Raw genomic sequence first — 25,089 nt, 5'->3', positions numbered from 1 at the left:
ACTATTATTCTATCATTATGTATTGTAATTGCAATTGGATTAAATTATATTGTAATAAAGCATCAAGATAATCGATTTGGATTGCAGTAGCATTTTCTAAACTTAAAATGAATTGAAAAAAGTCAATTTCACCGTGATTATAGCTCATATTGGCAACTTTTAGAATTTCTTCTGAAAGTTTTTTACCATATTGATCATAATAATTAATGCTTTCTTTATATTGATATAATTCTTGATTTTTCTGTTTGAGATAGGCTTCTATTTTAAGCATTTCGTTTTCCTTTTGGATTTGCCAACTCTGTAATTCTAATTTAGCTACTTTATTTTTGGCAACATTTCCATTGTAAAATAATGGAATTCCAATTCCTACTTGAAAACCATATAATGATTGTGATAAACCTGTGTTTTTTCCTTGAAAATATTGTAAATGAATATCAGGTAAAGCTTGCTGCTTTTGTAAATTTATTTTATTAGTATATAATTCTGTAATGTTCTGATAATATGAATCATATAGGTCTTTATTATTAGTATTACTTAAATTATTTCTTTCTTCTAATTTAGTGGAATTTATACTAATTTTTTCATCTGATTGAACTAAAGATTGTAGCATTTCATATAATCCAATCTTCTCTTTTTCTAATTGATTTAATTGTGTATTTATTTGCCGAAATTTAGCTTGCGCTGTAATTTTTTCCAAATAATTACTTTCTCCCAATTCAAATCTTCTATCACTTGCTTTTGAAAAATTTTGATACAAACTATCTAAATAATAATATAATTTTTGTTTATGTTGCACATAGACAATTTGATTATATTTCTTAGAAATTTCGTTTGCCAATTGGTTTTTTTGGAGCTCTAAACTCGATTTTTCTTTTTCAAATTCTGCTTTTAAAACCTTACTTTGAGCACCATAAATTGTTGGGAATGCAAAAGTTTGTTGGACACCAAATACTTTTAAAGGCTCATTGTTTACTGCTAGGTTATTTTGATCATAGCTATAATATATCATAGTTTTATCAAAAGAATAGGCTGTTTTAATAGACATTTTTGCTTTATCTACTTGCAATTGTAAGGCTTTGATATTCTTATTATTAGCAATTCCTTTTGCAATTAAACTATCTAATTCTAGATGGCTATTTTGTGAAAATCCTAAACTAGTAAATAATAAAAATGCAATTATATAAGTTCCTTTATTGCGTTTTTTGAATTTTGGTTTTTTAAATTCTTTTGTGTCTAAAATTTTATACAAAATGGGTAAAACTAACATTGTTAATAAAGTTGCAGTAAATAAACCACCAATTACAACAGTTGCTAAAGGTCTTTGCACTTCTGCACCTGCTGATGACGAAATCGCCATTGGTAAAAAACCTAAAGCTGCTGCCGAAGCCGTTAATAAAACTGGGCGTAATCTATCGGTAGTTCCTTTTAAAATTAGTTCATTAATATCTTTTATTCCTTGATGTTTTAGTTCTTTAAAATGTTCGATTAAAACAATTCCATTTAAAACGGCAATTCCGAATAAAGCAATAAATCCAACACCTGCTGAAATACTAAATGGTAAATCACGAATCCATAAGAATAAAACCCCTCCAACAGCTGATAATGGAATGGCTGAATATACCATTAATGCTTCTTTGATTGAACCAAATGCAAAGTATAATAGTATAAAAATCAATGCTAAAGCAATTGGAACAGCAATCAACAATCTTGCTTTTGCACTTTGGAGATTTTCAAATTGCCCTCCATAAGTGACTCTATAACCTGTGGGTAATTTAATTTTTGCATTAATGATTTTCTGAATATCATCTACAACACTCTGCAAATCTCTATTTCTAACATTTATACCAACCACTATTCTCCTATTAGTATTGTCTCTTGAAATTTTTGCTGGACCAGTTGTATATTCAATTTTTGCTAGCTCTTGCAAAGGAATTTGTTCTCCATTTGGAGCGGAAACATATAAATTCTGAACATCTTGAATATCTGTACGATTATTTTTATCTGAACGAATTACCATGTCAAAGCGTTTTTCACCTTCAAAGACAGTTCCTACGGTTTTTCCAGCGAAAGCTAGCGATAAAACATCATTCAAATCGGCAATATTCATACCAAATTGAGCAATTTTCATTCTATCATAAGTGACTGCCATTTGTGGCAAACCTTCCGTTTTTTCAATAATAATATCAGAAGCACCTTTGACATTTTTAATTGCTTTGGCAATCTCATCTGCTTTTCTGGCTAATACATCTAAATCGTCACCAAATACTTTTATGGCAACATCAGAACGTGTTCCAGAAATCAATTCATTAAAACGCATTTCAATAGGTTGTGTGAATTCGATTTCCATGTTTGGAATTTTCTTTTCGATAGCTTCTTTTATTTTGTCGGCTAATTCATCTTTAGAACTAGCTGAAACCCATTCGGATTTTGGCTTTAATTTCACAATTACGTCACTTTCTTCCATACTCATTGGATCTGTAGGAACTTCTGCAGCTCCTATTCTACTTACCACTTGTTCAACTTCAGGGAAATTTTTAAGAATGATTTGCTCTATTTTAGTAGTAGTTTCAATAGTTTTAGTTAATGAAGTTCCAGTTTTTAAAACGGGTTGAATTACGAAATCACCTTCATCTAATGTTGGAATAAATTCTCCTCCCATTGTTGTAAATAAAACTACCGCCATAACTAACAATCCTAATGCTCCATATAAAACTTTTTTAGTGTTATTTAATGCCCAATTTATAGAAGGTAAATACCACGTATTCAATTTATTAATCAATCTATTTGAAAATGATTTTGGGTTTTCTTCTTTTGGTTTTAAAAATAGGGATGAAATTACAGGAACATAAGTAAAACAGAATAACATAGCTCCTATTAAGGCAAAACTAAATGTCATTGCCATAGGTTTGAACATTTTTCCTTCAACACCAGAAAGCGATAATATTGGAATAAATACAATTAAAATGATTAATTGGCCAAAAACAGCTGAATTCATCATTTTTGAAGCACTTTTATAAGTAATTTCATCAATCTGAATTTGTCTATCTTCTTTAGATAAACCAACTAACTGTTTGGATTTATGTACAATTTGGAAGGCAATAAATTCAACAATAATTACTGCTCCATCTATTATTATTCCGAAATCAATTGCTCCTAAACTCATTAAGTTGGCATCAATTCCAAAAATATTCATGAAAGAAATAGCAAATAATAAACATAAAGGTATTACAGAAGCTACCACTAATCCTGAACGCCAATTTCCTAATAATATGACTACTACAAAAATTACAATTAGGCAGCCTAAAATTAAGTTTTCAGCTACTGTGAATGTAGTTTTCCCCACTAACTCACTTCTTTCTAAAAATCCGTTGATATAAACTCCTTTTGGTAGTGACTTTTCTATTTCTATAACTCTTGCTTTAACATCATCAATAACTTGTTTAGAATTTCCTCCTTTTAGCATCATAACTTGACCTAAAACCTTCTCTCCTTCTCCATTTCCTGTGATTGCTCCAAAACGATTTGCTGCACCATAGCGAACATTTGCCACATTTTTTACATAAATGGGATTACCATTTATATTTTTAATTACAATGTTGTTAATATCTTCAATTGATTTTACTTTGCCTTCACCACGAATAAAATAACTTTGATTTGTTTTTTCGATATAAGCACCACCAGCAATACTATTATTTTTTTCTAAAGCTGTTAAAACATCATTTATTGTAATATTCATTGCTTTTAAAGCAGAAGGAACTACAGCAATTTCATATTGTTTTAAATATCCACCCCAAGTATTTATTTCTACAACACCTTTTATTCCAGATAATTGACGCTTTACTACCCAATCTTGCAAGGTTCGTAAATCGGTTACAGAATATTCCTCTTTATATTCGGGTTTTACTTCTAAGGTGTATTGGTAAATTTCACCTAAACCTGTCGTAATTGGTCCCATTTCTGGAGTTCCAAAACCAGCTGGAATTTTTTCAGACGCAGATTTTATCTTTTCGGCAATTAATTGTCTTGGTAAATAAGTTCCAATTTCATCATTAAAAACAATCGTTACTACCGATAAACCAAATTTTGAAACCGAACGAATTTCATCAACTCCAGGCAAATTAGCCATTTCTAATTCAACTGGATATGTAATATATTGTTCAATATCTTGAGTAGAAAGATTTTGAGAAGTTGTAATTACTTGGACTTGATTATTGGTAACATCAGGAACTGCACCAATTGAAATTTGGGTTAAAGAATACAATCCAAACCCAAGAATACCCAATGTTAACAAGATAACTATGAATTTATTTTTAAGACTGAAAGCAATTATTTTTTCTAACATTTTTATTAAATTGAAAAATTAATAAATAGTATTCATCTTATTTATTGATAAATACAAATTATAGTATAGAAATTAGTCATAATTTCTATACGCTCTTATGTTAGACCAATTTTGGTGGAAGCCAAATAGAAGTAAATAAATTTGATTTAAAGGAATTCGTATAAAAAAAGACCTTTTTTGCTTTAAAAGTTGTTCTTTTATAGGAAAGTTGAAAATTTAATATTACAAATGTAAATAAATGATTTACAGAACTATCAAAGGTTTTAAATGGTAAATCTTGATGTTCTTTTTCTTTGTTTTTAGTGTTTTTTGAATAATGAGCTTTTAAAAATTGAATAAATGAATTTGAAGTAGTATTAACTATACCTTTATGTTCCTTATAATGCTCTATTAAATTAGGAACTTTCAATAATTGCCCTATTGATGTGTTGCTACACAAAAATAGTGTTATTAAAAAAAAGACAATTACTTTACTCATATTATAAAATTAGTAATTTAAATAAGTATAATACAAATTTACAATTTAAAAACATAGGAAAACTTAAGGTCTACTTAGGATTTTCTAAAGGAAAACTTAATTTAACTTCTGTTCCTATATCTAAAGTACTCTTCACAGAAATATCAATCTTTAATAAATCACATAATCTTTTTACAATAGATAATCCTAATCCAGTTCCTTTTATTTCAGGATGATTAGAAACATCTGAACGATAAAAAGAACTGAATATTTTGTCTAAATCATTAGGAGAAATTCCTACTCCATTATCTTTTATAATAAAATCAATTGTATTTTTTTGGATAACCAAAGAAATAGAAACTTCTCCATTATTATTAGTATATTTAATTGCATTTGATATTAAATTACTAATTATAATAGAAACTAAATAGTTATCTGATAGTAGATAATAATCTTGGGTAAAAAGCGTCTTTACTTTTATTTTTTTACTATCAATTTTATTTGAAAACCGTGTTAAACTATCTAATATAATTGCATTTAAATAAATAGATTCTTTTTTTATGTTTTGCTTTTGATTTTCAAAACGTGCCAAAAGTAATAACTGATCAACCATGTGATTTAATCGATTTACTTCTGAAATACAGAAATTAATTTTAGATTCATATTCTTCTTGACTTCTTGGTTTTCGAATTAAAACCTCCATTGTACCTTTTATAACTGCTAATGGTGTTCTTAATTCATGAGAAGCGTCTGAAGTGAATTGCTTTTCTCTTTCTATAGTATTTTCAATTCTATCCAATAAATGATTGATATTTTCAGAAAGTCTATATAATTCGTCTTTATTATGTGGCAAAGGAATTCTGGTTTGCAAATTATCTTTGGTAATTTTACTTGAGGTTTCAATAATTGTACTGACAGGTTTAATACTTCTTCCTGCAAAAAAGCGAGCAATTAAGAATAAAACAATTAAAATGATTGGAAATGAAATAAGGAGTGTTTCTTTTAGAATTTCAACAATTTCAAAATCTTCTAATGACATAGCCACAACCAAATAACCTACTACTTTATTTTCATTGATAATAGGCGTTTGCAATTGTCTTACTGAAATTCCATTTAGAGAAGTATTAAAAAACTCATTATTATGAGAATCATCTAGTAGTTTAAGATTGGAATCATTAAGATTAGGTGATTTATCAATTAATTGTTTATTAGTATCATAAAACTCGACAAAAACAGGATTAACGTTAATAGAATTATGTTCTCTTGCTCTCCATTGATCAACTTGAATAAGATAAGTATTATTACTATCAATTTTAACTTCTTCTAAATGTTTCTCTAGCTCTTCTTGTATACCTTCATTTATATGCTCATTCACACTATATTTCACAATTGCGAAGATGCAAACAAATACCATAGCAATTAAAATTGAACCACTAAGAATGTAGTTAAATGCGATTCTATTTTTAAATGAAAAAGAAAACATAATCTAGATTAAATGGTTTCAAAATCAGGTTCAATATGAATTAGAACGTGTCCTAGTTCAATTAATTCAGTACGTAAAGTATCTTTTAGATTATGAGCAATATCGTGTCCTTCTTTGACTGAAATTGTTCCTTTAACAATAACATGTAAATCAACATGATATTTCATTCCTGCTTTTCTAATATAACATTTTTCGATACCTAAAACACCAGAAACATTATTAGAAATACACTTAATATCGTTTTCTAAATTATGATATAAGTGTTCGTCCATAATTTCACCAAGAGCTGGACGAAAAATTTTATAACTATTATACAATATTGCAAATGAAGCAAATAAGGCTGCCCAATCATCAGCTGACTCATATCCTTTTCCTAAAAAAACTGCAATAGAAATTCCAATGAATGCTGCTACTGAAGTTATAGCATCACTTCTGTGATGCCAAGCATCTGCTTCTAATGAGCTACTTTTTGTTTCTTTACTTTTTTTTATAACAATTTGAAAAGAAATTTCTTTCCAAAGAATGATTCCTCCTAAAACAAATAATGTAAAAGGTTTTGGTAATTCATGTGGAGTTTGGATATTTATAATACTTTTATAGGCAATTATAGTTGCAGAAGTGATTAAAAAGCCAACAACCAAAAAAGTAATTAATGGTTCAGCTCTACCATGTCCGTAGGGATGATTTTCATCTGCAGGTCTATTTGAATATTTAATTCCAAAAAGTACTAGAAAAGAAGCAAAAATATCTGCTGTAGATTCAATAGCATCAGCAATCATAGCATAAGAGTTTCCAAAATAGCCAGTAATTCCTTTAATTATTGCCAACAAGGTATTCCCAATAATACTAAAATAAGTTGCTTTTATTGCTTTCTGTTCTATACTTCCCATGTTTAATTTTCATTGGCTATATAGCCTACTCCTCTTATCGTTTTTATAAGTTCTTCATCTTTTGAAAGGTTTAATTTTTTTCGAATGGCATTCATAAATACATCAATAACTCCTGTATCATAGTCAAAATGAATATTCCAAACGTCTTCTATAATCTTATTTCTAGTACAAACTTTTCCTTTGTTTGTAATTAAATAAGCTAATAACTCAAATTCTCTATGTGTTAAAGAGACTTCATTTTTATCTACAAAAACTTGAAATTTACTTTTATCAAGTAAAATATTTCCTAAAGTTAATTTATTATTATCACTATTTGCACGAAAATGTATTTTTATTCGTTCCAATAATTCTTCAAAGCTAAATGGTTTTTTAATATAATCATTAGCTCCTGCTTTTAATCCTTCAATTGTCTCTTGAATAGTATCTTTGGCAGTTAAAAAAATAATAGGTACAGTAGTTTTTTGAAGTCTTATTGCTTTACAAACATCAACACCATTCATTTTGGGCAACATCCAATCTAGAAGAATTAAATCTACAGATAGAGCCAAAGCTTTTTCTAAACCTTCTTTTCCATCCATGGCAAAGGAAATAGTAAATCCTTCTTCTTCCAAACCTTGTTTTAGAAAATCTATAATTCCTTTTTCATCTTCAACTATAAGAATATGCATTATTTCTATTTATTGTTGGACAAATTTTACTCCAAAAGTAACAATATTAGCATTCAAACCATCGTTTCTGTCATAGTGATTAAATCTAAAATCGATGTTTTTCAGTCCAAATTTCCAAATTCGAGCGTTAGTAAAAATATCTGTATAATTTATTCCAAACCCATACTGATGTGCATCAAAAGTAGATAAATCATAATCAGAAGTATAATATTCTTCAGTTGATAAATGCGTTTCATAAGGTGCAAAATATTTTGATTTTTCTTGAGTATAATATCTGTAAGATGGAAAAACAGTGAATTTTTCTGACAACTTAACGGGTAATTCAATGCTAGCAGTGTTTGAAGTTATTCCCCAATTATCCCAATAATATCTATAATATGTTCTAAGAGTTAATCTCTCGTTCAAATAATAATTTAAGCGAGTACCTACTGGAATTTTAAAACGTGTATTTGGTAAACGCTCAATATCATCTGCTAATTGATAAACACCAACATTTTGAGTAGTTTCATATACAGGAATATATTCGGCTTGACCAATATAATAATTTGCTTTATCTGCAAAATATACTCTGTGGTATGGAGTTGATAACATTCCTTCTTGATGAAGAATATCAAAAAATAATGAAAATTGCATTTTTTTAGTCGCTACTTGAGAAAAACCAAATGAAGCAGAATAGGAATTTCTATTAGTTGAGTTCCAGACTGTAAAATCAGAAGGTAAATAATTTGTAGTTGCATTTCCGTTTTGGTCTAAAATAGTTACACCACTAAAAAAACCACTATTTTGAAATCCAGGACCATAACTTGCATATTCATGCAATTCTGTTGTATATATTGGTCTCCATTGGTCAAGATATACATTAGCTTTAATAGAAATTTCGCTATTTTTATTATTAAATAATTTACTAACACCTCCACCAAATCCGATAGAAGTATAATCATATTCATTTGAAAATGCTACATCAGCGTTCCAAATGAAATTTCTATTATCACTACTATGACTATAATTTACGACTACTGAAGCTAATGCATCTTGAGCAGAAGCTCCTGAAGATGCTTGCCAAGGTGTTCCGTATGGGCCAATTGCTGCTCTTCTGTCATCATCGTCATCTTCTCCACCAGAAGCTCCCGATGAATTAAATGGATTAATATTACTGGAAGATGCTGACGTATAGGCTGAAATTCCCATATCTACAGTTAATACATCATCATCGTTTAGAGGAATTGCAACTATAATATTAGATGCTAAATCGGTTAATTTTTCTGATCCCATACCTCCTGAAACTGAAGAGTGTACACCATCTTGTTTATAATAACTGGCTAAGAAATCTACTTCGGTAGATTCTAATACACGCTTTTTATAAACTACTTCTGTTGAATCCTTTTCTTGTGAAAAAGCTACACAAGTCATTAATCCTAAGGTTAATATAAATTTATTTTTCATTTTACTCTTTCTTAATTGCAACCACAACCACCACCAGTTTTTCCTCCATTTGCACCAGAAGCTGCCTCCCTATATACTTGAAAAGTAGTTTCATAACGCTCAGAACTTCTTGCAGAAAGTTTCATTTCTGGATCATTGATATATTGTTTGTCGTATTCTTTAACTGAATTACAGGAAATCACAGAAACTATAATTACTGCTACTACAATTATTTTTCTCATTTTATTAATTTTTTTTGATATCTATATTTTTTGATGCGTGAATGCCTCCTTTATCATCAACAATAATGCATTCTATCCCGTTTAATTGATTTATTAAATCTAATCCTACTTCTATTCCTAAAACAAAGATTCCTGTGGCTAATGCATCAGCTAATTCAGTTTGTTTGGCAAAAACTGAAATACTAATAATACCAGATGCTGGATAGCCTGTCCTTGGATCAATAATATGTGAATATCTTTTTCCATTGAAATTCACAAATTTTTCATAACTCCCAGAAGTTTCAACAGCACTATCTATTAATGGAAAGGTTGCAAACACTTTGTTTTTATTCATTGGATTTATAATTCCCACTGTCCATACCTCTCCATTAGGTTGAGTTCCCCAAGTATTAATATCTCCTGAAACATTTACCAATCCAGATGAACAACCATTTTCTTGTAATAAAGCTTTGATTTTATCTGCAATATAGCCTTGTCCAATTCCTCCAAGACCTAATTTCATTCCTTTGATTTTAAGAAAAATTGTAGTGTCTTTTGGATTTAAAATAATATTTTGATAGCCTACTTTTTCAACTGATTTTTTTATTGCTTCTGGAGTAGGCATTTCTTTCATACTTCCATCAAATTTCCAAATTTTATCCATTGAAGCATAACTAATATCAAATGCTCCAGAAGTTAACTTAGAAATTTTTGTCGCTCTTTCTACTAGATTATAAACTTCTAAATCTACTTTAACAGGAGCAATTCCAGCATTCTGATTTACTTTAGAAATTTGTGTGGTTGGAATCCAATCTGAGATTAAATTTTCAATTCGTTTTACTTCTGAAATTGCTAATGAAGTAAATTTATCCGCTTCAATAGAATCTTTCGCTACAACCGTAATTTCAAATGGACTTCCTAACAAACTTTGCTTCTTTTTAAAAACTTGTTGGGAAAATGAATTACTAAGGGTTAAAACAAATAAAAAGAGTGCTACTTTTCTCATTTTTTTTCTAATGCGTGAATCATTTTAATGTATTCTTCAGGAGGAACGTTTTTAAATCCCATTTTTCCTAATACTTTTCCTGTATTATCTAATAAAACTACTAAAGGAAAACTTCCTTCAATATTATATTTTTCAGCAAGGTTTCTGTTATGATTGCTTTGTTCTTCAGATAATTGATTGGCTTTTTTTCTTGGGAAATTAGCCTTTACCAAAATCCAATTTTCAGCAGACTCTTTTTGAAAAACTTCTGATTCCCAAATATTTTTTTCCAACTTTATACAAGGTGCACACCAATCAGAACCAGAAAAAATAAGGATAATATTTTTATCCTGTTGCTTAGCCAATTCTTTTGCTTCTTCAAAATTATATTTCCAATCTTGTGAAAAACCTACAACTACTATAAATAAAAACAAAAGGGTTATATTTTTTTTCATTTTAAATAATTTTTATACAAATTAAACGATTTTATAACCTATTATTATCTAGTGAGATTTAAATTAAGTAAAACTTAAGTTAATATTAGTTGAATCTTAAGTCAATAAAATAATACTAATTATACATTTGATTTATAATTAATTAGTCATGAACAAATACCTTACTCCATTTAAAAATCTAGCTATAATTTATATAGTTATTAGTTTTATTCTAAGAATCATTTTATTGTTTCATCCTATTACTCAATCTAATTTTAGTGTTGTTGAAATAATAAAAATTTTTATTTTAAGTATTGCTTCAGATTTTTTTGTCTTTGTTATTGCAAGTACTTTTCTATGGTTGTATTTATTGTTTTTATCTAATTCAAAATTCAATAAGCCATGGGGATATTTTCTTTTTGGAGGTTATCTTTTATTATTCGTCTATATTCTATCTGGTAAATCAATACTAAATGAATATGGAGGTGTTTTACCAACGTTAGGATTAATTTTTGTTGGGGTAAAAACAGTATTAATGGGCTTACTCCTATTTTTACCTAAACATAGAAAACAAATACGATTTGCTGTTTTTTCATTTACTATTTTTTTATTTGTATTATTAATTATTCAAAATGCAGTTAGTGAATTCTTCTTTTGGAATGAATTTGGAGTAAAATACAATTTTATAGCTGTTGACTATTTGGTTTACACCAATACTGTAATTGGAAATATCCTAGAATCTTATCCTGTAATTCCTTTATTCACTTCAGTAGGAATTATTACATTATTAATCACTTATTTAATTGTAAAGAGATCGAAAATATACTTAGATTATTTGCCTTCATTATGGGATAAATTAAAAATAGTAGGTATTTATATTGTCTTTTTTATTATTTCATTATTTGCAATACCTAATTTAGCTAAACTTGAAAATTCAAAGAATGTTTTTACTAATGAATTACAAGCTAATGGAGTTTATAAATTTTATTTAGCTTTTATGAATAGCGAATTGGATTTTTATAAATTCTACAATACTATCGATGACCAAAAGGCATTTGCTGAGTTAAAAAAACAATTGCAAAATAGTTCAGAGAATTCCACTCTTCGTTCTATAACTAATGATAGTATTGAAATTAAAAAGAATGTAGTTTTAATTACTATGGAAAGCTTAAGTGCATCGTATATGAAACTATATGGAAATGAAGAAAATCTCACTCCTTTTTTAGATTCACTAGCCTTACAAAGTCTTAATTTTTCCAATTTTTATGCCACAGGAAATAGAACAGTTAGAGGTTTAGAAGCAGTTACTCTTTGTATTCCTCCTACTCCTGGGGAAAGTGTTATTAAAAGAAAGGACAATAACGACAAATTTAGTACAGGAAGTATTTTTAGATCAAAAGGGTATCAAGTGAAATATTTATATGGTGGTGATGCTTTTTTTGATAATATGCAGAATTTCTTTAGTGGAAATGGGTATGATGTTATAGATAAAACAACTTTTTCTCCATATGAAATTACTTTTGCCAATATTTGGGGCGTTTGTGATGAAGATATGGCTAAAAAAGCAATTAAAACAATGAATGAAGAAGCAAAAACAGGCAAGCCTTTCTTTAACCATTGGATGACTGTTAGTAATCATAGGCCTTTTACTTATCCTGATGGAAAAATTGATATTCCGAGTGATGCAAAATCTAGAAATGGTGGTATAAAATATACTGATTATGCTTTGAAACAATTTTTCAAAATGGCCAAAAAACAAACTTGGTATGAAAATACAGTTTTTGTCATTCTTTCCGATCATTGTGCATCAAGTTCTGGGAAAACAGAATTACCAATGGATAAATATCATATTCCAGCCATGATTTATGCTCCTGGTTTCATTGCTCCAAAAAATGAAAATAAATTAATGTCTCAAATTGATTTAATGCCAACACTTTTTGGATTATTGCATTTTAATTATAAAAGTAAATTTTATGGTCAAGATGTTATGAAAACTGATTATAAGCCAAGAGCCTTTATTGCAACTTATGAAGATTTAGGGTTTATTAAAGAGGATGTATTAACCATTATTTCACCTGTAAAGAAAGAAAAACAATTTGATTTAGAAATGGTTAAAAATCCAAAAACATCAGATGATTTTCAATTGATTTATAATGAAATTCCTAGAAAAAAAATAGACAAATCACTCGTTTTAGAAGCTACTTCTTATTATCAAACAGCTACTTTTATGTTAAAAAACAAAAAATATCAAAAATTATAATAAACCGTTATATTTTCTTGTAAACCATTCAATTGAAAGAAAAAAACAAATTAATATCAATAATATTGTCCAATCTATTAAAGGTGTTTTTTTAACTACTTCTTTTTGAATAGGTAAAAAGTTAGGATTTTCTAACAAGGATTTTGTTAATTGCTCTAATTGATTAGGAAAATATGCTTTTCCAGAAGTATTGGTTGCTAACTGTTCTAATCGTAATTTATCTGGATTTACAAATTGTTTTTCAATATCAAATTCTAAAATTTCAAAATTACCTGAAAATGAAGTTTTTGATTCTTTTTCTTTAACAGTAAAAGAATAATTCCCTTTTTCCAAATTATCAAATTCAACTTTATAATCAATATTCGATTTTAAGAAATTATAAGTTTTTCTCTTTTTAGTTTCATTATTCGTTAATACTATATTTAATTGAGCGTTTTCATCAAGTTCATAGTTTTTATCAAAATATTGAGCCGTAATTTGAATTGTTTCTCCTTCATTATAATAACTCTTATAATCGACTTCTAATGATTTTTTTGCAGAATTAGACGTTAAATATTGTACCCATTTATCAGTAAATAAATCAAAATCGTCAAATGATTTTTTCTTTAAATGTGTTTCCATTCTCCATTTCCAAATATTCTCACCAAATAGGTATCCTTTTCTTTGTTTTCCATTTTCTAAAAAAGTTAACAATGGATTACCTGTTTGAATATTACGAATGGTTGCATTCAATAATGTTTTAGCATTTTCTTTTATGGTTATAGTGCCAAATTTATTTTCAAGTGATGAAAAATGTTCAAAACCAATGTTTTCCTGCGAAAATAAATTAAAATCAGAATTATAAGTAGCAAAATAATCCTCCTTTTGTGGTGACATTCTAAAACTAAAATCGGTTTGATGAAGTCCTAAAAAATTGAAATCTGTATTTGTACCTGTAATAATAAAAGTATTAATTTGTGCTGTTTTGTTTTCGTCAAAAACACTTTTAAAAGTACTATTTGGTTGGTATAAAATCAAAATATTATAATCTCTAATATTTTTAATTTCATTAGGTTTTAGTAAAGTTACTTTACGTTGTTCATTAACTTCTATACTTCGTTTTAAAGTACTTAAATCGGGATGAATGATGTCAGAAACAATTGCAACTTCTGTACGCTGATCAATAACTTCAACTATAAAATTTTTACTATTATTAGTTTTATTTTTTTCAGATTTTGAAGAACTAATTGATGCTGTATACTTTTGGACACCAATAGATTTAGCATCAAGTAACACTTGTACCGATTGTGCTTTATTTTGAGAAGAAAAAGAAATAGTCTTTTTAAAAATAGTTTGATTTCCATTCTTGATAGAAAAAAGAGAATTAAGTGATTCATTTCCATTATATTGTAGAAAAACCTCTACAGGAAACTTATTCTTAAGAAAAGTATACTTATTTACATTAATTTGATTAATTTTTAAATCAAATACAGTAGTTGTATCACCTTGAATCACTGGATATACAGTTGTGTTTTCTTGAAAACTATATATATAATCACTTCCTTGTGTTTGATTTCCATCTGTAAATAAAACCACTGGATAATTTACATTTCTATAAAGCTGCTTTAAATTCTTTGCAGCGTTATCAATTAGAGATTGTTTTCCTGTATAATCTATTTTACCATTACTTGTAAATTCTTTATCAAAAGTATATAATTGAATATCGTATTTCTCTTTTAAATTTTTATTTTGAGATAATTGTTCGTATAAACTTACATTTAAGTTATTTCCACTCAAATCTTTAATAGATTCTGAGTTATCAACAAGAATGGGTAAAGGTGTTTTTACTATTTCGTATGTTTTTCTTGTAAATATTGGGTTAATAAGTAGCAAAAAAATACCTAGAAAACTTAAAAAACGTAAAAAAGCTAAGAATAAATTTATTTTTGATTTATTCTTAGCTTTATAAAAGTATTGAAAAAATGATAAACCAGCAGCTATAAATACTGATAAAATAAGAAGTAAAATAGTACTTGTTGTCATTGAATTATTTTAGTGTTCAGTTCTCAGCTTTTTGTGTTTAGTAATTGTTAACTAAACACTGATTACTGACAACTTTCTATGTTAACATTCCTCCATCTACGTTTATAACTTGTCCTGTAACATAGGCACTCATGTCTGAAGCTAAAAAAACACAAACATTTGCTACATCTTCTGGAGAACCACCTCTTTTCAAAGGAATAGCTTCTCTCCATCCTTTTACAACATCTTCATTCAATTTTGCAGTCATTTCAGTTTCAATAAAACCTGGAGCAATAGCATTGCAACGAATATTTCTTGATCCTAACTCTAATGCAACAGATTTAGAAAATCCAATCATACCTGCTTTAGAAGCTGCGTAGTTTGCCTGACCTGCGTTTCCTTTTACTCCTACTACACTACTCATATTAATAATTGAACCTTTACGGTTTTTTAGCATAGTTTTCTGAACTGCTTTCGTCATATTGAAAACCGACTTTAGATTGATTTCAATTACTTTATCAAAATCTTCTTCGCTCATTCTCATCAATAAATTATCCTTTGTGACACCTGCATTATTAATTAGTATGTCTATTGTTCCGAAATCAGCTAACACATTCTCTACTAATTTTTGTGATTCTTCAAAATCAGCTGCATTTGATTGGTATCCTTTTGCTTTTACACCTAAAGCACTTAATTCTTTCTCTAATTCTTGAGCTGAAGAAGCTGAAGAACTATAAGTAAAAGCTACGTTAGCTCCATTTTTTGCAAATACTTCAGCAATTCCTTTGCCTATACCACGGCTAGCACCTGTAATAATAGCTACCTTACCTTCTAATAATTTCATCTTTGTTACTTAAAATTTAAAGCCAAATATATTAATAATTTAAAGTTTATAAAACAGAATAAGAAAATACTTCTGTTTTATTAAAAACAAATCTGTTTTTAATTGATGTTGAGAAAAGATATCAAGCTATATTATAATAAGGTAATCTATCAACTTAAGAAATACCAAACATAAAAAATGTCTTTAAATTTTACTTAAACGAGTTAAACCTTTTTTTGTATATGAAGTCTTAAATAAACTAAACTATATATTTATGCAGATGAAAACTTATCAAATCGTACTATTTTTTGCACTATTTTCGTTAATTTCCTGTAGCAAAGATGCAAATGAAGTTTATGAAACTATTCCAAATTTTCCTACTATTGCTACAACTTTTAGCAATACAATTGATGTAACCAATTTAGATAATTATGCTAATCAAACCATTCCCAATTACATCACTAAAGATAATGGTGCTTTAAATCCAATTTCTGATAAAGGAGCAACATTAGGAAGAGTTTTATTTTATGATACAAATTTATCATCCGATAATTCAGTAGCTTGTGCCAGTTGTCATAAACAAGCGAATGCTTTTGGAGATAATGCGGCTATGGCAAGCAACGGTGTTAATGGAACAACAGGAAGACACTCCATGCGGTTAATTAATACCCGATTTGCTACAGAAACTAAATTTTTCTGGGACGAAAGAGCAGCAAGTCTAGAAATCCAAACTACAATGCCAATTAAAGACCATGGAGAAATGGGGTTTAGTGGAGCCAATGGAGATTTATCTTTTGCAGATTTAATTACAAGAATGAAAAATATTGAATACTATAAAGAGCTATTCACATTTGTTTATGGAACTGATGAAATTACAGAGATGAAAATTCAAAATTCATTAGCTCAATTTATAAGAAGTATTCAATCTTTTGATTCTAAATACGATTCTGGAAGAACTTTGGTAAACAATGACAATCAACCTTTTCCAAATTTCACACAACAAGAAAATTTAGGTAAAAATCTATTTTTAACTCCTCCACAGTTTGATGGTTCTGGTTCTCGCATTGGAGGAGGTGTAGGATGCGCTGGCTGTCATAGAGCTCCTGAATTTGACATTGATCCCAATACATTAAATAATGGAATAATTGGAACTATAAATAATACAGGAATTGATATTACCAATACTCGTGCTCCTTCATTAAGAGATTTGGTTAAACAAGATGGCACATTGAATACTACTTTAATGCACACTGGTAATATTGCAAACTTGCAAGCAGCAATCGGACATTATAACACCATTAATTTAGCTCCTGGAAATACAAATTTAGATCCCAAATTACAACCTGGAGGAAATGGACAACAATTGAATATGACAGGAGCAGAAATGAGCGCTTTACAAGCTTTTTTAGAAACATTAGCTGGTTCAAATGTTTATTCGGATAGTAAATGGAGCAACCCTTTTGAATAACCTCAAAATACAAATAAGAAAAAAAGTCTCAAAAAATTAATTTTGAGACTTTTTTATCTTTATATTTAGAATTAACTATCCTAAAACTTCTTTAACTTTTTTACCAATTTCAGCTGGAGAATCTACTACATGAATTCCATTTTCTCTCATGATACGTTTTTTAGCCTCAGCAGTATCGTCAGCACCACCTACAATTGCACCAGCATGCCCCATTGTTCTTCCTTTTGGAGCTGTTTCACCTGCGATAAAACCAACAACTGGCTTACGATTTCCATCAGCTTTTACCCATCTAGCTGCATCAGCTTCTAATTGACCTCCAATTTCACCAATCATAATGATACATTCCGTTTCTGGATCATTCATTAATAATTCAACTGCCTCTTTTGTAGTTGTTCCAATAATTGGATCACCACCAATTCCAATTGCTGTAGTTATTCCTAAACCTTGTTTTACAACTTGATCAGCAGCTTCATAAGTTAATGTACCTGATTTAGATACAATTCCAACTTTACCTTTTTTGAAAACAAAACCTGGCATAATACCCACTTTTGCTTCATCTGGAGTAATTACACCAGGACAATTAGGACCTACTAAACGACAATCTCTTGATTTAATGTAATCGTATGCTTTAATCATATCTGCAACAGGTATACCTTCTGTAATACAAATAATAACTTTAATTCCTGCATCTGCAGCTTCCATAATTGCATCAGCAGCAAATGCTGGTGGTACAAAGATAATTGAAGTATTTGCTCCAGCTTTTTCTACAGCATCTTGTACTGTATTAAAGACGGGTCTATCTAAGTGAGTTGTTCCTCCTTTTCCTGGAGTTACACCACCCACAACATTAGTACCATATTCAATCATTTGAGAAGCATGGAAAGTTCCTTCACTTCCTGTGAAACCTTGAACAATTATTTTTGAATCTTTATTTACTAAAACACTCATGATATGATTATTATATTATTTTTTAAATTGTGTTGCAAAAGTAAGTTTTTTGTAAAAAAAACAGGAACTTTTTAAGTTTTATTTTTGTGAAATTATGAAGGTTGACTAATTTGGTACCCTCTATGCAATTTATTTTCTAAAAATTCCCATATTACAATAAATCTTGCAATAGGAATTAATTCTGAAGGATTTTCAATAGTAGAAACTTTGTGATTGTATTTTACGACAACTTGATTTCCTTCTTCAATAATATGAGTTATTTCAATTATTGAATTGTTGTAATTTTGTTTTAATTCAGCAGCTAAATTTAAAATTCTCTCTTTATTCAGGATTAAAATACCATCTGAACTAATCCACTCAAGAGAAACCTCATTGTGAAGTAAATCATTTAATATTTCAATATTTCTAATTCCATCTTCGAGATAAAATTTTTGAATTTGCTCTTTATTTGTCATTTTCTCTTAATTTATCTAAAATTTGAGGTATTTTTTTTATGTTAGCAAGTTGTTTTAATTTTTCACGTGATTCTTCTATTGGTGTTCCAAAGTAAGTTTTACCGCCATCAATAGATTTTGTAACACCAGTTTGCCCCATAACTACTGCTTTTGAACCAATGGTTATTCCACTTGTTGTACCAACTTGTCCCCATAAAGTAACTTCATCTTCTACAATTACACAACCCGCAATTCCAGTTTGTGCAGCAATTAAACATTTTTTACCAATTACTGTATCGTGACCAACATGAACTTGATTGTCTATTTTTGTTCCTTCGCCAATAGTTGTATCACCTGTTACTCCTTTATCAATAGTACATAAAGCACCTATTCCTACATTATCTTGAACAACTACTCTACCACAAGACAACAACTGGTCAAAACCTTCTGGTCTTTTTTTATAATAAAATGCATCAGCTCCTAAAATTGTTCCTGCATGAACAATAACATTATTTCCAATTATAGTATTATCATAAATGGATACATTTGAATGAATAATACAATTTTTTCCTATTACGACGTTATGACCAATAAAACAATTTGGTTGAATCACTGTCCCTTCACCAACTGTTGCAGAAGGAGAAATAGAAATATTAGAAAATTGAAAAGGTCTAAAATGTTGTGATAGCTTATTAAAATCTCTAAAAGGATCATCAGAAATCAACAATACTTTTCCTTCTGGACAATCGACTTCTTTATTAATCAAAACTATTGTAGCTGCTGATTCTAAAGCCTTATCATAATACTTTGGATGATCTACAAAAACGATATCACCTGCTTCAACCACATGAATTTCATTCATTCCAAGTACTTGAAAATCATCTTTACCAATGTATTTAGCATTAATAAGAGATGCAATATCTTTTAAATTATGTGGTTTACTAAATTTCATATATAAGCAGTAATTAGTGATTAGTAAAAAGTGATTCGTTATCTAAATTATTAATCACTTTTTACACTTTACTCAATTATACACGCTCCATGTATTTTCCTGAAGCTGTATCAATTTTAATTTTGTCACCTTCGTTAATAAACAAAGGAACATTTACACTTGCACCTGTTTCCACAGTAGCTGGTTTTGTAGCATTTGTAGCTGTATTTCCTTTTACACCTGGTTCTGTGTAAGTTACTTCAAGAATTACTGAAGCGGCCATATCAACAGATAATGGTAAATCTGTTTCTGTATTAATCTGAATCATTACATTTTCACCTTCTTTTAATAAATCTGGAGCATCTAAAACATCTCTATTTAAAGAAATTTGTTCAAAAGTTTCAGTATTCATAAAATGAAAATCTTGACCTTCTGCATATAAATATTGAAAAGTGTGTGTTTCTACACGAACTACATCTATTTTATGTCCTGCAGAGAAAGTATTATCTAATACTTTTCCATTTGTTAACGATTTTAATTTCGTTCTAACGAAAGCTGGTCCTTTACCTGGCTTTACATGTAAAAATTCTATAATTTTATAAATGTCATGATTGTATTTAATACAAAGACCATTTCTAATATCTGAAGTACTTGCCATTTTTATATATTTAATTTTTAAATAACTAATTTATATTGTGCTACCTGTATAGCCTTTCATAATTCCTCTTGATGAGTTTCTGATAAATTGAATAATATCATCTCTTTCTGGAGTTGCTTCCATTTCAGCTTCAATGATACTCAATGCCTGAGTAGTATTGAAATTTTTTTGATATAAAATTCTATAAATATCTTGAATCTCTCTTATTTTATCTGTGCTAAATCCACGTCTTCTTAAACCCACCGAATTTATTCCCACATAAGATAAAGGCTCTTTTGCTGCTTTTGTATAAGGTGGTACATCTTTTCTAACCAATGAACCTCCTGAAACCATAGCATGCTCTCCAATAGAAATAAATTGATGAATAGCTGCTAAGCCTCCAATAATTGCAAAATCTCCAATAGTAACATGACCAGCTAATGCAACACCATTTACAATAATTGCATTGTTACCAATATGACAATCATGAGCAATATGAGCAGTAGCCATAACTAAGCAATTATCACCTATTTTTGTTTGTCCCGAAGCTATAGTTCCTCTATTAATTGTAACACATTCTCTTATAGTAGTATTATCTCCAATAATAACCAATGAATCTTCTCCACCAAATTTTAAATCTTGAGGAATAGCAGATATAACAGCACCTGGAAATATATTGCAATTTTTACCAATTCTTGCTCCTTCCATAATAGTAACATTGGAACCTATCCATGTTCCTTCTCCTATTATTACATTATTGTGTATGGTCGTAAACGGATCAATAACTACATTTCTTGCAATTTTAGCTCCTGGATGTACGTATGCTAATGGTTGATTCATTTTTTTCTAATTTATTTTTTTTAAGCATATGGTTAATTAACTATATACAAAATTATTATTGTTTTTTTGCTATTTGTGCCATTAGTTCTGCTTCAGCAACTAATTTACCATTTGCATACGCATTAGCTTGCATATGACAAATACCTCTTCTAATAGGTGTGATTAAATCACACTTAAATACTAAAGTATCACCAGGCAATACTTTTTGTTTGAATTTAACATTATCAATTTTCATAAAATAAGTTAAATAATTTTCAGGATCTGGAACTGTACTTAGTACAAGAATTCCACCTGTTTGAGCCATAGCCTCAACGATTAAAACTCCAGGCATAACTGGTGCGTCAGGAAAATGACCAACAAAGAACGGTTCATTCATTGTTACATTTTTCAATCCTACTACATGAGCATCTGTTAATTCTAAAATCTTATCAATTAATAAAAATGGTGGTCTATGAGGCAACATTTTCATTATTTGATGAATATCCATCAATGGTTCTTTATGTAAATCGTAAACTGGGATTTGATTACGTTCTTCAATTTTAATAATTTTTGATAATTTTTTAGCAAATTGTGTATTTACAAAATGACCTGGTTTTGTAGCAATTACTTTTCCTTGAATACGAGTACCAATTAATGATAAATCACCAACAATATCTAATAACTTATGTCTAGCGGCCTCATTTGGATAATGCAAAGTAAGGTTGTCTAAAATGCCATTTGGGTTAACCGAAATAGATTCTTTGTTAAAAGCCTTTTTTAAGTTTTCCATAGTTTCTGTAGAAATTTCTTTGTCAACATAAACTATAGCATTATTCAAATCACCACCTTTAATAAGACCGTTGTTTAATAACGATTCTAATTCGTGTAAAAAACTAAAAGTTCTACAATCTGCTATTTCTGATTTAAAATCATCAATATTTTTTAAAGTAGCATTTTGTGTCCCTAAGACTTTTGTTCCAAAATCTACCATAGTAGTAATTGTATATGTATCACTAGGAATAACTGTTATTTCACTACCTGATGTTTCATCTAAATAGGAAATAACTTCTTTTACAACATATATTTTTCTTTCTGCTTCTTGTTCAACAACTCCAACTTTTTCAATAGCTTCTACAAAATATTTTGATGAACCATCCATTATAGGAAGTTCAGAAGCATTTAATTCGATAATTACATTGTCTAAATCACATCCTACAAGTGCTGCCAACACATGCTCTGGAGTTTGAATCATTACACCTCGCTTTTCAAGGTTAGTGCCTCTTTGAGTGTTTACTACATAATTAGCATCAGCTTCAATTATAGGATGACCTTCTAAGTCAACTCTTATAAAAGTGAAACCATTATTCACAGGAGCTGGCTTAAAAGTCATTTTGACAAGCTGTCCTGTATGTAAACCTACACCCGTTAATGAAACCTCGTTTGTAATGGTTTTTTGTTTAACCATGATTTTTAAATTAATTGTTTTTCTTTATTTTGTCTATATCTGCTACTATTTTTGGAAGATTTCTAAAATGGACATACGATTTTGAAAAATCTCCGTAATTAAATGCTGGACTTCCTTGAACTATTTCACCATCATTTAAATTTTTTCCAATTCCTGATTGTGCTTGAATTTTAACATTATCTCCAATTGTAAGATGCCCTGCGAAACCCACTTGACCACCTATCATACAGTTTTTGCCTATCTTTGTAGAACCAGCTATTCCTGTTTGTGCTGCTATAACTGTATTCTGCCCTATTTCTACATTATGTGCTATTTGAATTTGGTTATCTAGCTTAACACCTTTTCTAATTATTGTAGAGCCTAATGTTGCTCTATCAATTGTAGTACATGCACCTATTTCAACATTATCTTCAATAATAACATTACCTATTTGGGGTACTTTTTGATAGGTTCCATCTTCTTGTGGTGCAAAACCAAATCCATCTGAACCAATAATTGAACCAGAATGAACTGTACAATTATTTCCTATTACTGTTTCGGAATAAATACGAACACCAGCAAAAAAAACACAATCATCTCCAATAACAACATTGTCTCCTATGAAACTATTTGGATAAATCTTAGCATTTTTTCCAATTGTAACATTTTTCCCAATATAACAAAAACTACCTAAATATAAACCTTCGCCATAAACAACATCCTCAGAAATAACAGATGGCTGCTCTATACCAGATTTCATTAATTTTACTTGATTGTAATATTCTAGTAATTTTGAGAATGATTTATAAGCATCTTCTACCTTTATTAGCGTTGTTGTTAATACTTGTTCAGGCTCAAATGATTTATTAACAATTGTTATTGTTGCTTGTGTTGTATAGATATGACTTACATATTTTGGATTGGCTAAAAAAGTTAAAGAACCTTCAATGCCTTCTTCTATTTTGGCAAGTTTAGAAACTTCAGCATAAGGATTACCTACTACTTCACCTTCTAAAATACCTGCTATTTGTTCTGCTGTAAATTTCATTCAGTTATTTTAAGTTGTCCATTTGCAAAATGGAAATGCTTAGTCATCAAATGTCATTTTTGACTCAATTACATCTTGACAAAAATATAAAATTTAATTAAATACTTATGCTTCTAATGTTACTTTTGGAAAACATATAAAATATTTGGTAACGGGCTTAGATAAAGCTTTCAAATTTAACTGGTCTGATGCTTGTACAACATCTTCAATTGTTTTGTCTTTTTTCAATATTCTAATAGGCTCACTATCTTTATTATATGCCTGATTTTTTATCTTCCCTTTGAAAACAAAATAATCTACTTCTTTCTCTGATAAATCGTGTAATTTCATAAAAGAAGATTTATAGGAATCTAAAATATTTTTATTTGGTTTTTCTTCCATCATTTTAATTTTTAGCAAATCACGATTAATAATCATTTTGCATAAACTCGACAAAACAAAATCCTCATGAAATTGCCATGCTTTTATAGCACTTAATACATCATAATCATCTAATTGAGAAAATGTATTTAAGATTTTTGCATCAAAATCTAATAAATCAACTTTATTTTGCATAAAAAAAAGTAAAGGTTTACTGGATTCAAGTTCTACCCCTTTATGTGTTAATTCTTTTGCTCGTTTTAAAATTTTAGTTAAAATCAATTCTGCAACAACTGATGTTTTATGAAGATAGGCTTGCCAATACATTAATCGTCTTGCAACCAAAAATTTTTCAACAGAATAAATTCCTTTTTCTTCAATAACTAAATAATCATCCTGAACATTCATCATTTGAATTAAACGTTCACTATTGATATTTCCTTCTGCTACTCCACTATAAAAACTATCTCTTCGCAAATAATCCATTCGATCCATATCCAACTGACTCGAAATCAATTGCAACATAAATTTTCGATGATACTCTCCTTTAAAAATTTGTATGGCTAATGCCAATTTATTATCAAATTCCTTGTTTAATTGTTCCATAAACAATGATGAAAGTTGTTCATGATGCACATCTTCAACAATACTATGTTCCATAGCATGACTAAAAGGTCCGTGACCAATATCATGTAACAAAATAGCAATATATAATGCATTTTCCTCTTCTTCAGAGATGGAAACCTCTTTAAATTTTAATGTTTGTACAGCTTTTTGCATAATATGCAAACAACCTAATGCATGATGAAAACGAGTATGATGCGCTCCAGGGTAAACCAAATAAGTCATTCCCATTTGCGAAATACGTCTTAATCTCTGAAAATAAGGATGTTGTATTAAATCATATATTAAGGTATTCGGAATATTTATAAATCCATATATAGGATCGTTAAATATTTTAAGCTTATTAGTAGCGTTCACTTATTTTAATTTTATAACAAATATAGAACTTTT

At 28.9% G+C, this 25,089-nt stretch carries 21 protein-coding genes; 2 read left to right on the top strand and 19 right to left on the bottom strand.

Translation table 11 applies throughout. From position 1 onward, the window contains the following. Nucleotides 1-4 precede the first annotated feature (4 nt). The 9 genes from ACULEV_RS07620 to ACULEV_RS07580 form a co-directional block, all read right to left on the bottom strand. Nucleotides 5-4,342, bottom strand: coding sequence for a CusA/CzcA family heavy metal efflux RND transporter (locus ACULEV_RS07620; protein ID WP_445458072.1), 4,338 nt, complete (start codon nucleotides 4,340-4,342; stop codon nucleotides 5-7). Between the two features lie 100 nt (nucleotides 4,343-4,442). After that, a complete protein-coding gene (locus tag ACULEV_RS07615; RefSeq protein WP_445458071.1) occupies nucleotides 4,443-4,820 on the bottom strand; it encodes a hypothetical protein in 378 nt (125 codons plus the stop codon). Nucleotides 4,821-4,890: 70 nt separating this feature from the next. Continuing rightward, nucleotides 4,891-6,282 (bottom strand): sensor histidine kinase, encoded by a 1,392-nt coding sequence (locus tag ACULEV_RS07610; protein WP_445458070.1) that lies wholly within the window; start codon nucleotides 6,280-6,282, stop codon nucleotides 4,891-4,893. A gap of 8 nt (nucleotides 6,283-6,290) precedes the next feature. After that, complete coding sequence (locus tag ACULEV_RS07605; protein ID WP_445458069.1) at nucleotides 6,291-7,172, bottom strand: cation diffusion facilitator family transporter; 882 nt, start codon at nucleotides 7,170-7,172, stop codon at nucleotides 6,291-6,293. A 2-nt stretch (nucleotides 7,173-7,174) separates the two neighbouring features. After that, a complete protein-coding gene (locus ACULEV_RS07600; protein ID WP_445458068.1) occupies nucleotides 7,175-7,840 on the bottom strand; it encodes a response regulator transcription factor in 666 nt (221 codons plus the stop codon). Between the two features lie 9 nt (nucleotides 7,841-7,849). Continuing rightward, the gene (locus tag ACULEV_RS07595; RefSeq protein ID WP_445458067.1) at nucleotides 7,850-9,283 is read right to left on the bottom strand and encodes a DUF3570 domain-containing protein; all 1,434 of its coding nucleotides are present in this window, start codon (nucleotides 9,281-9,283) and stop codon (nucleotides 7,850-7,852) included. 11 nt (nucleotides 9,284-9,294) lie between these two features. Further along, complete coding sequence (locus ACULEV_RS07590) at nucleotides 9,295-9,504, bottom strand: DUF4266 domain-containing protein (RefSeq protein WP_445458066.1); 210 nt, start codon at nucleotides 9,502-9,504, stop codon at nucleotides 9,295-9,297. 4 nt (nucleotides 9,505-9,508) lie between these two features. Further along, the gene (locus tag ACULEV_RS07585) at nucleotides 9,509-10,489 is read right to left on the bottom strand and encodes an FAD:protein FMN transferase (RefSeq protein WP_445458065.1); all 981 of its coding nucleotides are present in this window, start codon (nucleotides 10,487-10,489) and stop codon (nucleotides 9,509-9,511) included. Then, on the bottom strand, nucleotides 10,486-10,923 hold the full coding sequence (locus ACULEV_RS07580; RefSeq protein ID WP_445458064.1) for a thioredoxin family protein: 438 nt from the start codon (nucleotides 10,921-10,923) through the stop codon (nucleotides 10,486-10,488). The genes ACULEV_RS07585 and ACULEV_RS07580 overlap by 4 nt, the downstream gene beginning before the upstream one ends. A gap of 148 nt (nucleotides 10,924-11,071) precedes the next feature. Between ACULEV_RS07580 and ACULEV_RS07575 the strand changes: the two genes are divergently transcribed. Further along, a complete protein-coding gene (locus ACULEV_RS07575; RefSeq protein ID WP_445458063.1) occupies nucleotides 11,072-13,162 on the top strand; it encodes an LTA synthase family protein in 2,091 nt (696 codons plus the stop codon). Here the strand turns inward: ACULEV_RS07575 and ACULEV_RS07570 are convergent. Next, the gene (locus tag ACULEV_RS07570; RefSeq protein WP_445458062.1) at nucleotides 13,157-15,184 is read right to left on the bottom strand and encodes a hypothetical protein; all 2,028 of its coding nucleotides are present in this window, start codon (nucleotides 15,182-15,184) and stop codon (nucleotides 13,157-13,159) included. The genes ACULEV_RS07575 and ACULEV_RS07570 overlap by 6 nt on opposite strands. A 76-nt stretch (nucleotides 15,185-15,260) precedes the next feature. Beyond that, nucleotides 15,261-16,007, bottom strand: a complete 747-nt coding sequence (gene fabG / locus ACULEV_RS07565; protein WP_445458061.1) for a 3-oxoacyl-[acyl-carrier-protein] reductase — start codon at nucleotides 16,005-16,007, stop codon at nucleotides 15,261-15,263. 259 nt (nucleotides 16,008-16,266) lie between these two features. On the opposite strand from fabG, the gene ACULEV_RS07560 reads away from it, so the two are divergent. After that, nucleotides 16,267-17,454, top strand: a complete 1,188-nt coding sequence (locus tag ACULEV_RS07560) for a cytochrome-c peroxidase (protein WP_445458060.1) — start codon at nucleotides 16,267-16,269, stop codon at nucleotides 17,452-17,454. Nucleotides 17,455-17,529: 75 nt separating this feature from the next. On the opposite strand, the gene sucD is transcribed toward ACULEV_RS07560, so the two are convergent. The 8 genes from sucD to ACULEV_RS07520 form a co-directional block, all read right to left on the bottom strand. Then, nucleotides 17,530-18,402, bottom strand: coding sequence for a succinate--CoA ligase subunit alpha (sucD, locus tag ACULEV_RS07555; RefSeq protein WP_445458059.1), 873 nt, complete (start codon nucleotides 18,400-18,402; stop codon nucleotides 17,530-17,532). 92 nt (nucleotides 18,403-18,494) lie between these two features. Next, nucleotides 18,495-18,857: a nuclear transport factor 2 family protein gene (locus ACULEV_RS07550; RefSeq protein ID WP_445458058.1), complete on the bottom strand. Its 363-nt coding sequence runs from the start codon at nucleotides 18,855-18,857 to the stop codon at nucleotides 18,495-18,497. Beyond that, entirely contained in the window at nucleotides 18,847-19,788 is a 942-nt protein-coding gene (locus tag ACULEV_RS07545; RefSeq protein ID WP_445458057.1) for a UDP-3-O-(3-hydroxymyristoyl)glucosamine N-acyltransferase, read from the bottom strand. The genes ACULEV_RS07550 and ACULEV_RS07545 overlap by 11 nt, the downstream gene beginning before the upstream one ends. Before the next feature lie 76 nt (nucleotides 19,789-19,864). Continuing rightward, nucleotides 19,865-20,425, bottom strand: coding sequence for an elongation factor P (gene efp, locus ACULEV_RS07540; protein ID WP_445458056.1), 561 nt, complete (start codon nucleotides 20,423-20,425; stop codon nucleotides 19,865-19,867). A 30-nt stretch (nucleotides 20,426-20,455) separates the two neighbouring features. After that, a complete protein-coding gene (gene lpxA, locus ACULEV_RS07535; RefSeq protein ID WP_445458055.1) occupies nucleotides 20,456-21,244 on the bottom strand; it encodes an acyl-ACP--UDP-N-acetylglucosamine O-acyltransferase in 789 nt (262 codons plus the stop codon). Nucleotides 21,245-21,299: 55 nt separating this feature from the next. Continuing rightward, nucleotides 21,300-22,688, bottom strand: a complete 1,389-nt coding sequence (locus ACULEV_RS07530) for a bifunctional UDP-3-O-[3-hydroxymyristoyl] N-acetylglucosamine deacetylase/3-hydroxyacyl-ACP dehydratase (protein WP_445458054.1) — start codon at nucleotides 22,686-22,688, stop codon at nucleotides 21,300-21,302. Between the two features lie 10 nt (nucleotides 22,689-22,698). After that, nucleotides 22,699-23,715 carry a UDP-3-O-(3-hydroxymyristoyl)glucosamine N-acyltransferase gene (lpxD, locus tag ACULEV_RS07525; RefSeq protein ID WP_445458053.1) on the bottom strand — a complete coding sequence of 339 codons (1,017 nt, stop codon included), beginning with the start codon at nucleotides 23,713-23,715 and terminating at the stop codon, nucleotides 22,699-22,701. A gap of 105 nt (nucleotides 23,716-23,820) precedes the next feature. After that, a complete protein-coding gene (locus tag ACULEV_RS07520; protein WP_445458052.1) occupies nucleotides 23,821-25,056 on the bottom strand; it encodes an HD domain-containing protein in 1,236 nt (411 codons plus the stop codon). Between the last annotated feature and the right edge of the window lie 33 nt (nucleotides 25,057-25,089).

Source organism: Flavobacterium sp. HNIBRBA15423 (assembly GCF_052655965.1).
The sequence above is the reverse complement of the archived record's forward strand: the minus strand, read 5'-3'. Positions and strand labels throughout refer to the sequence as shown.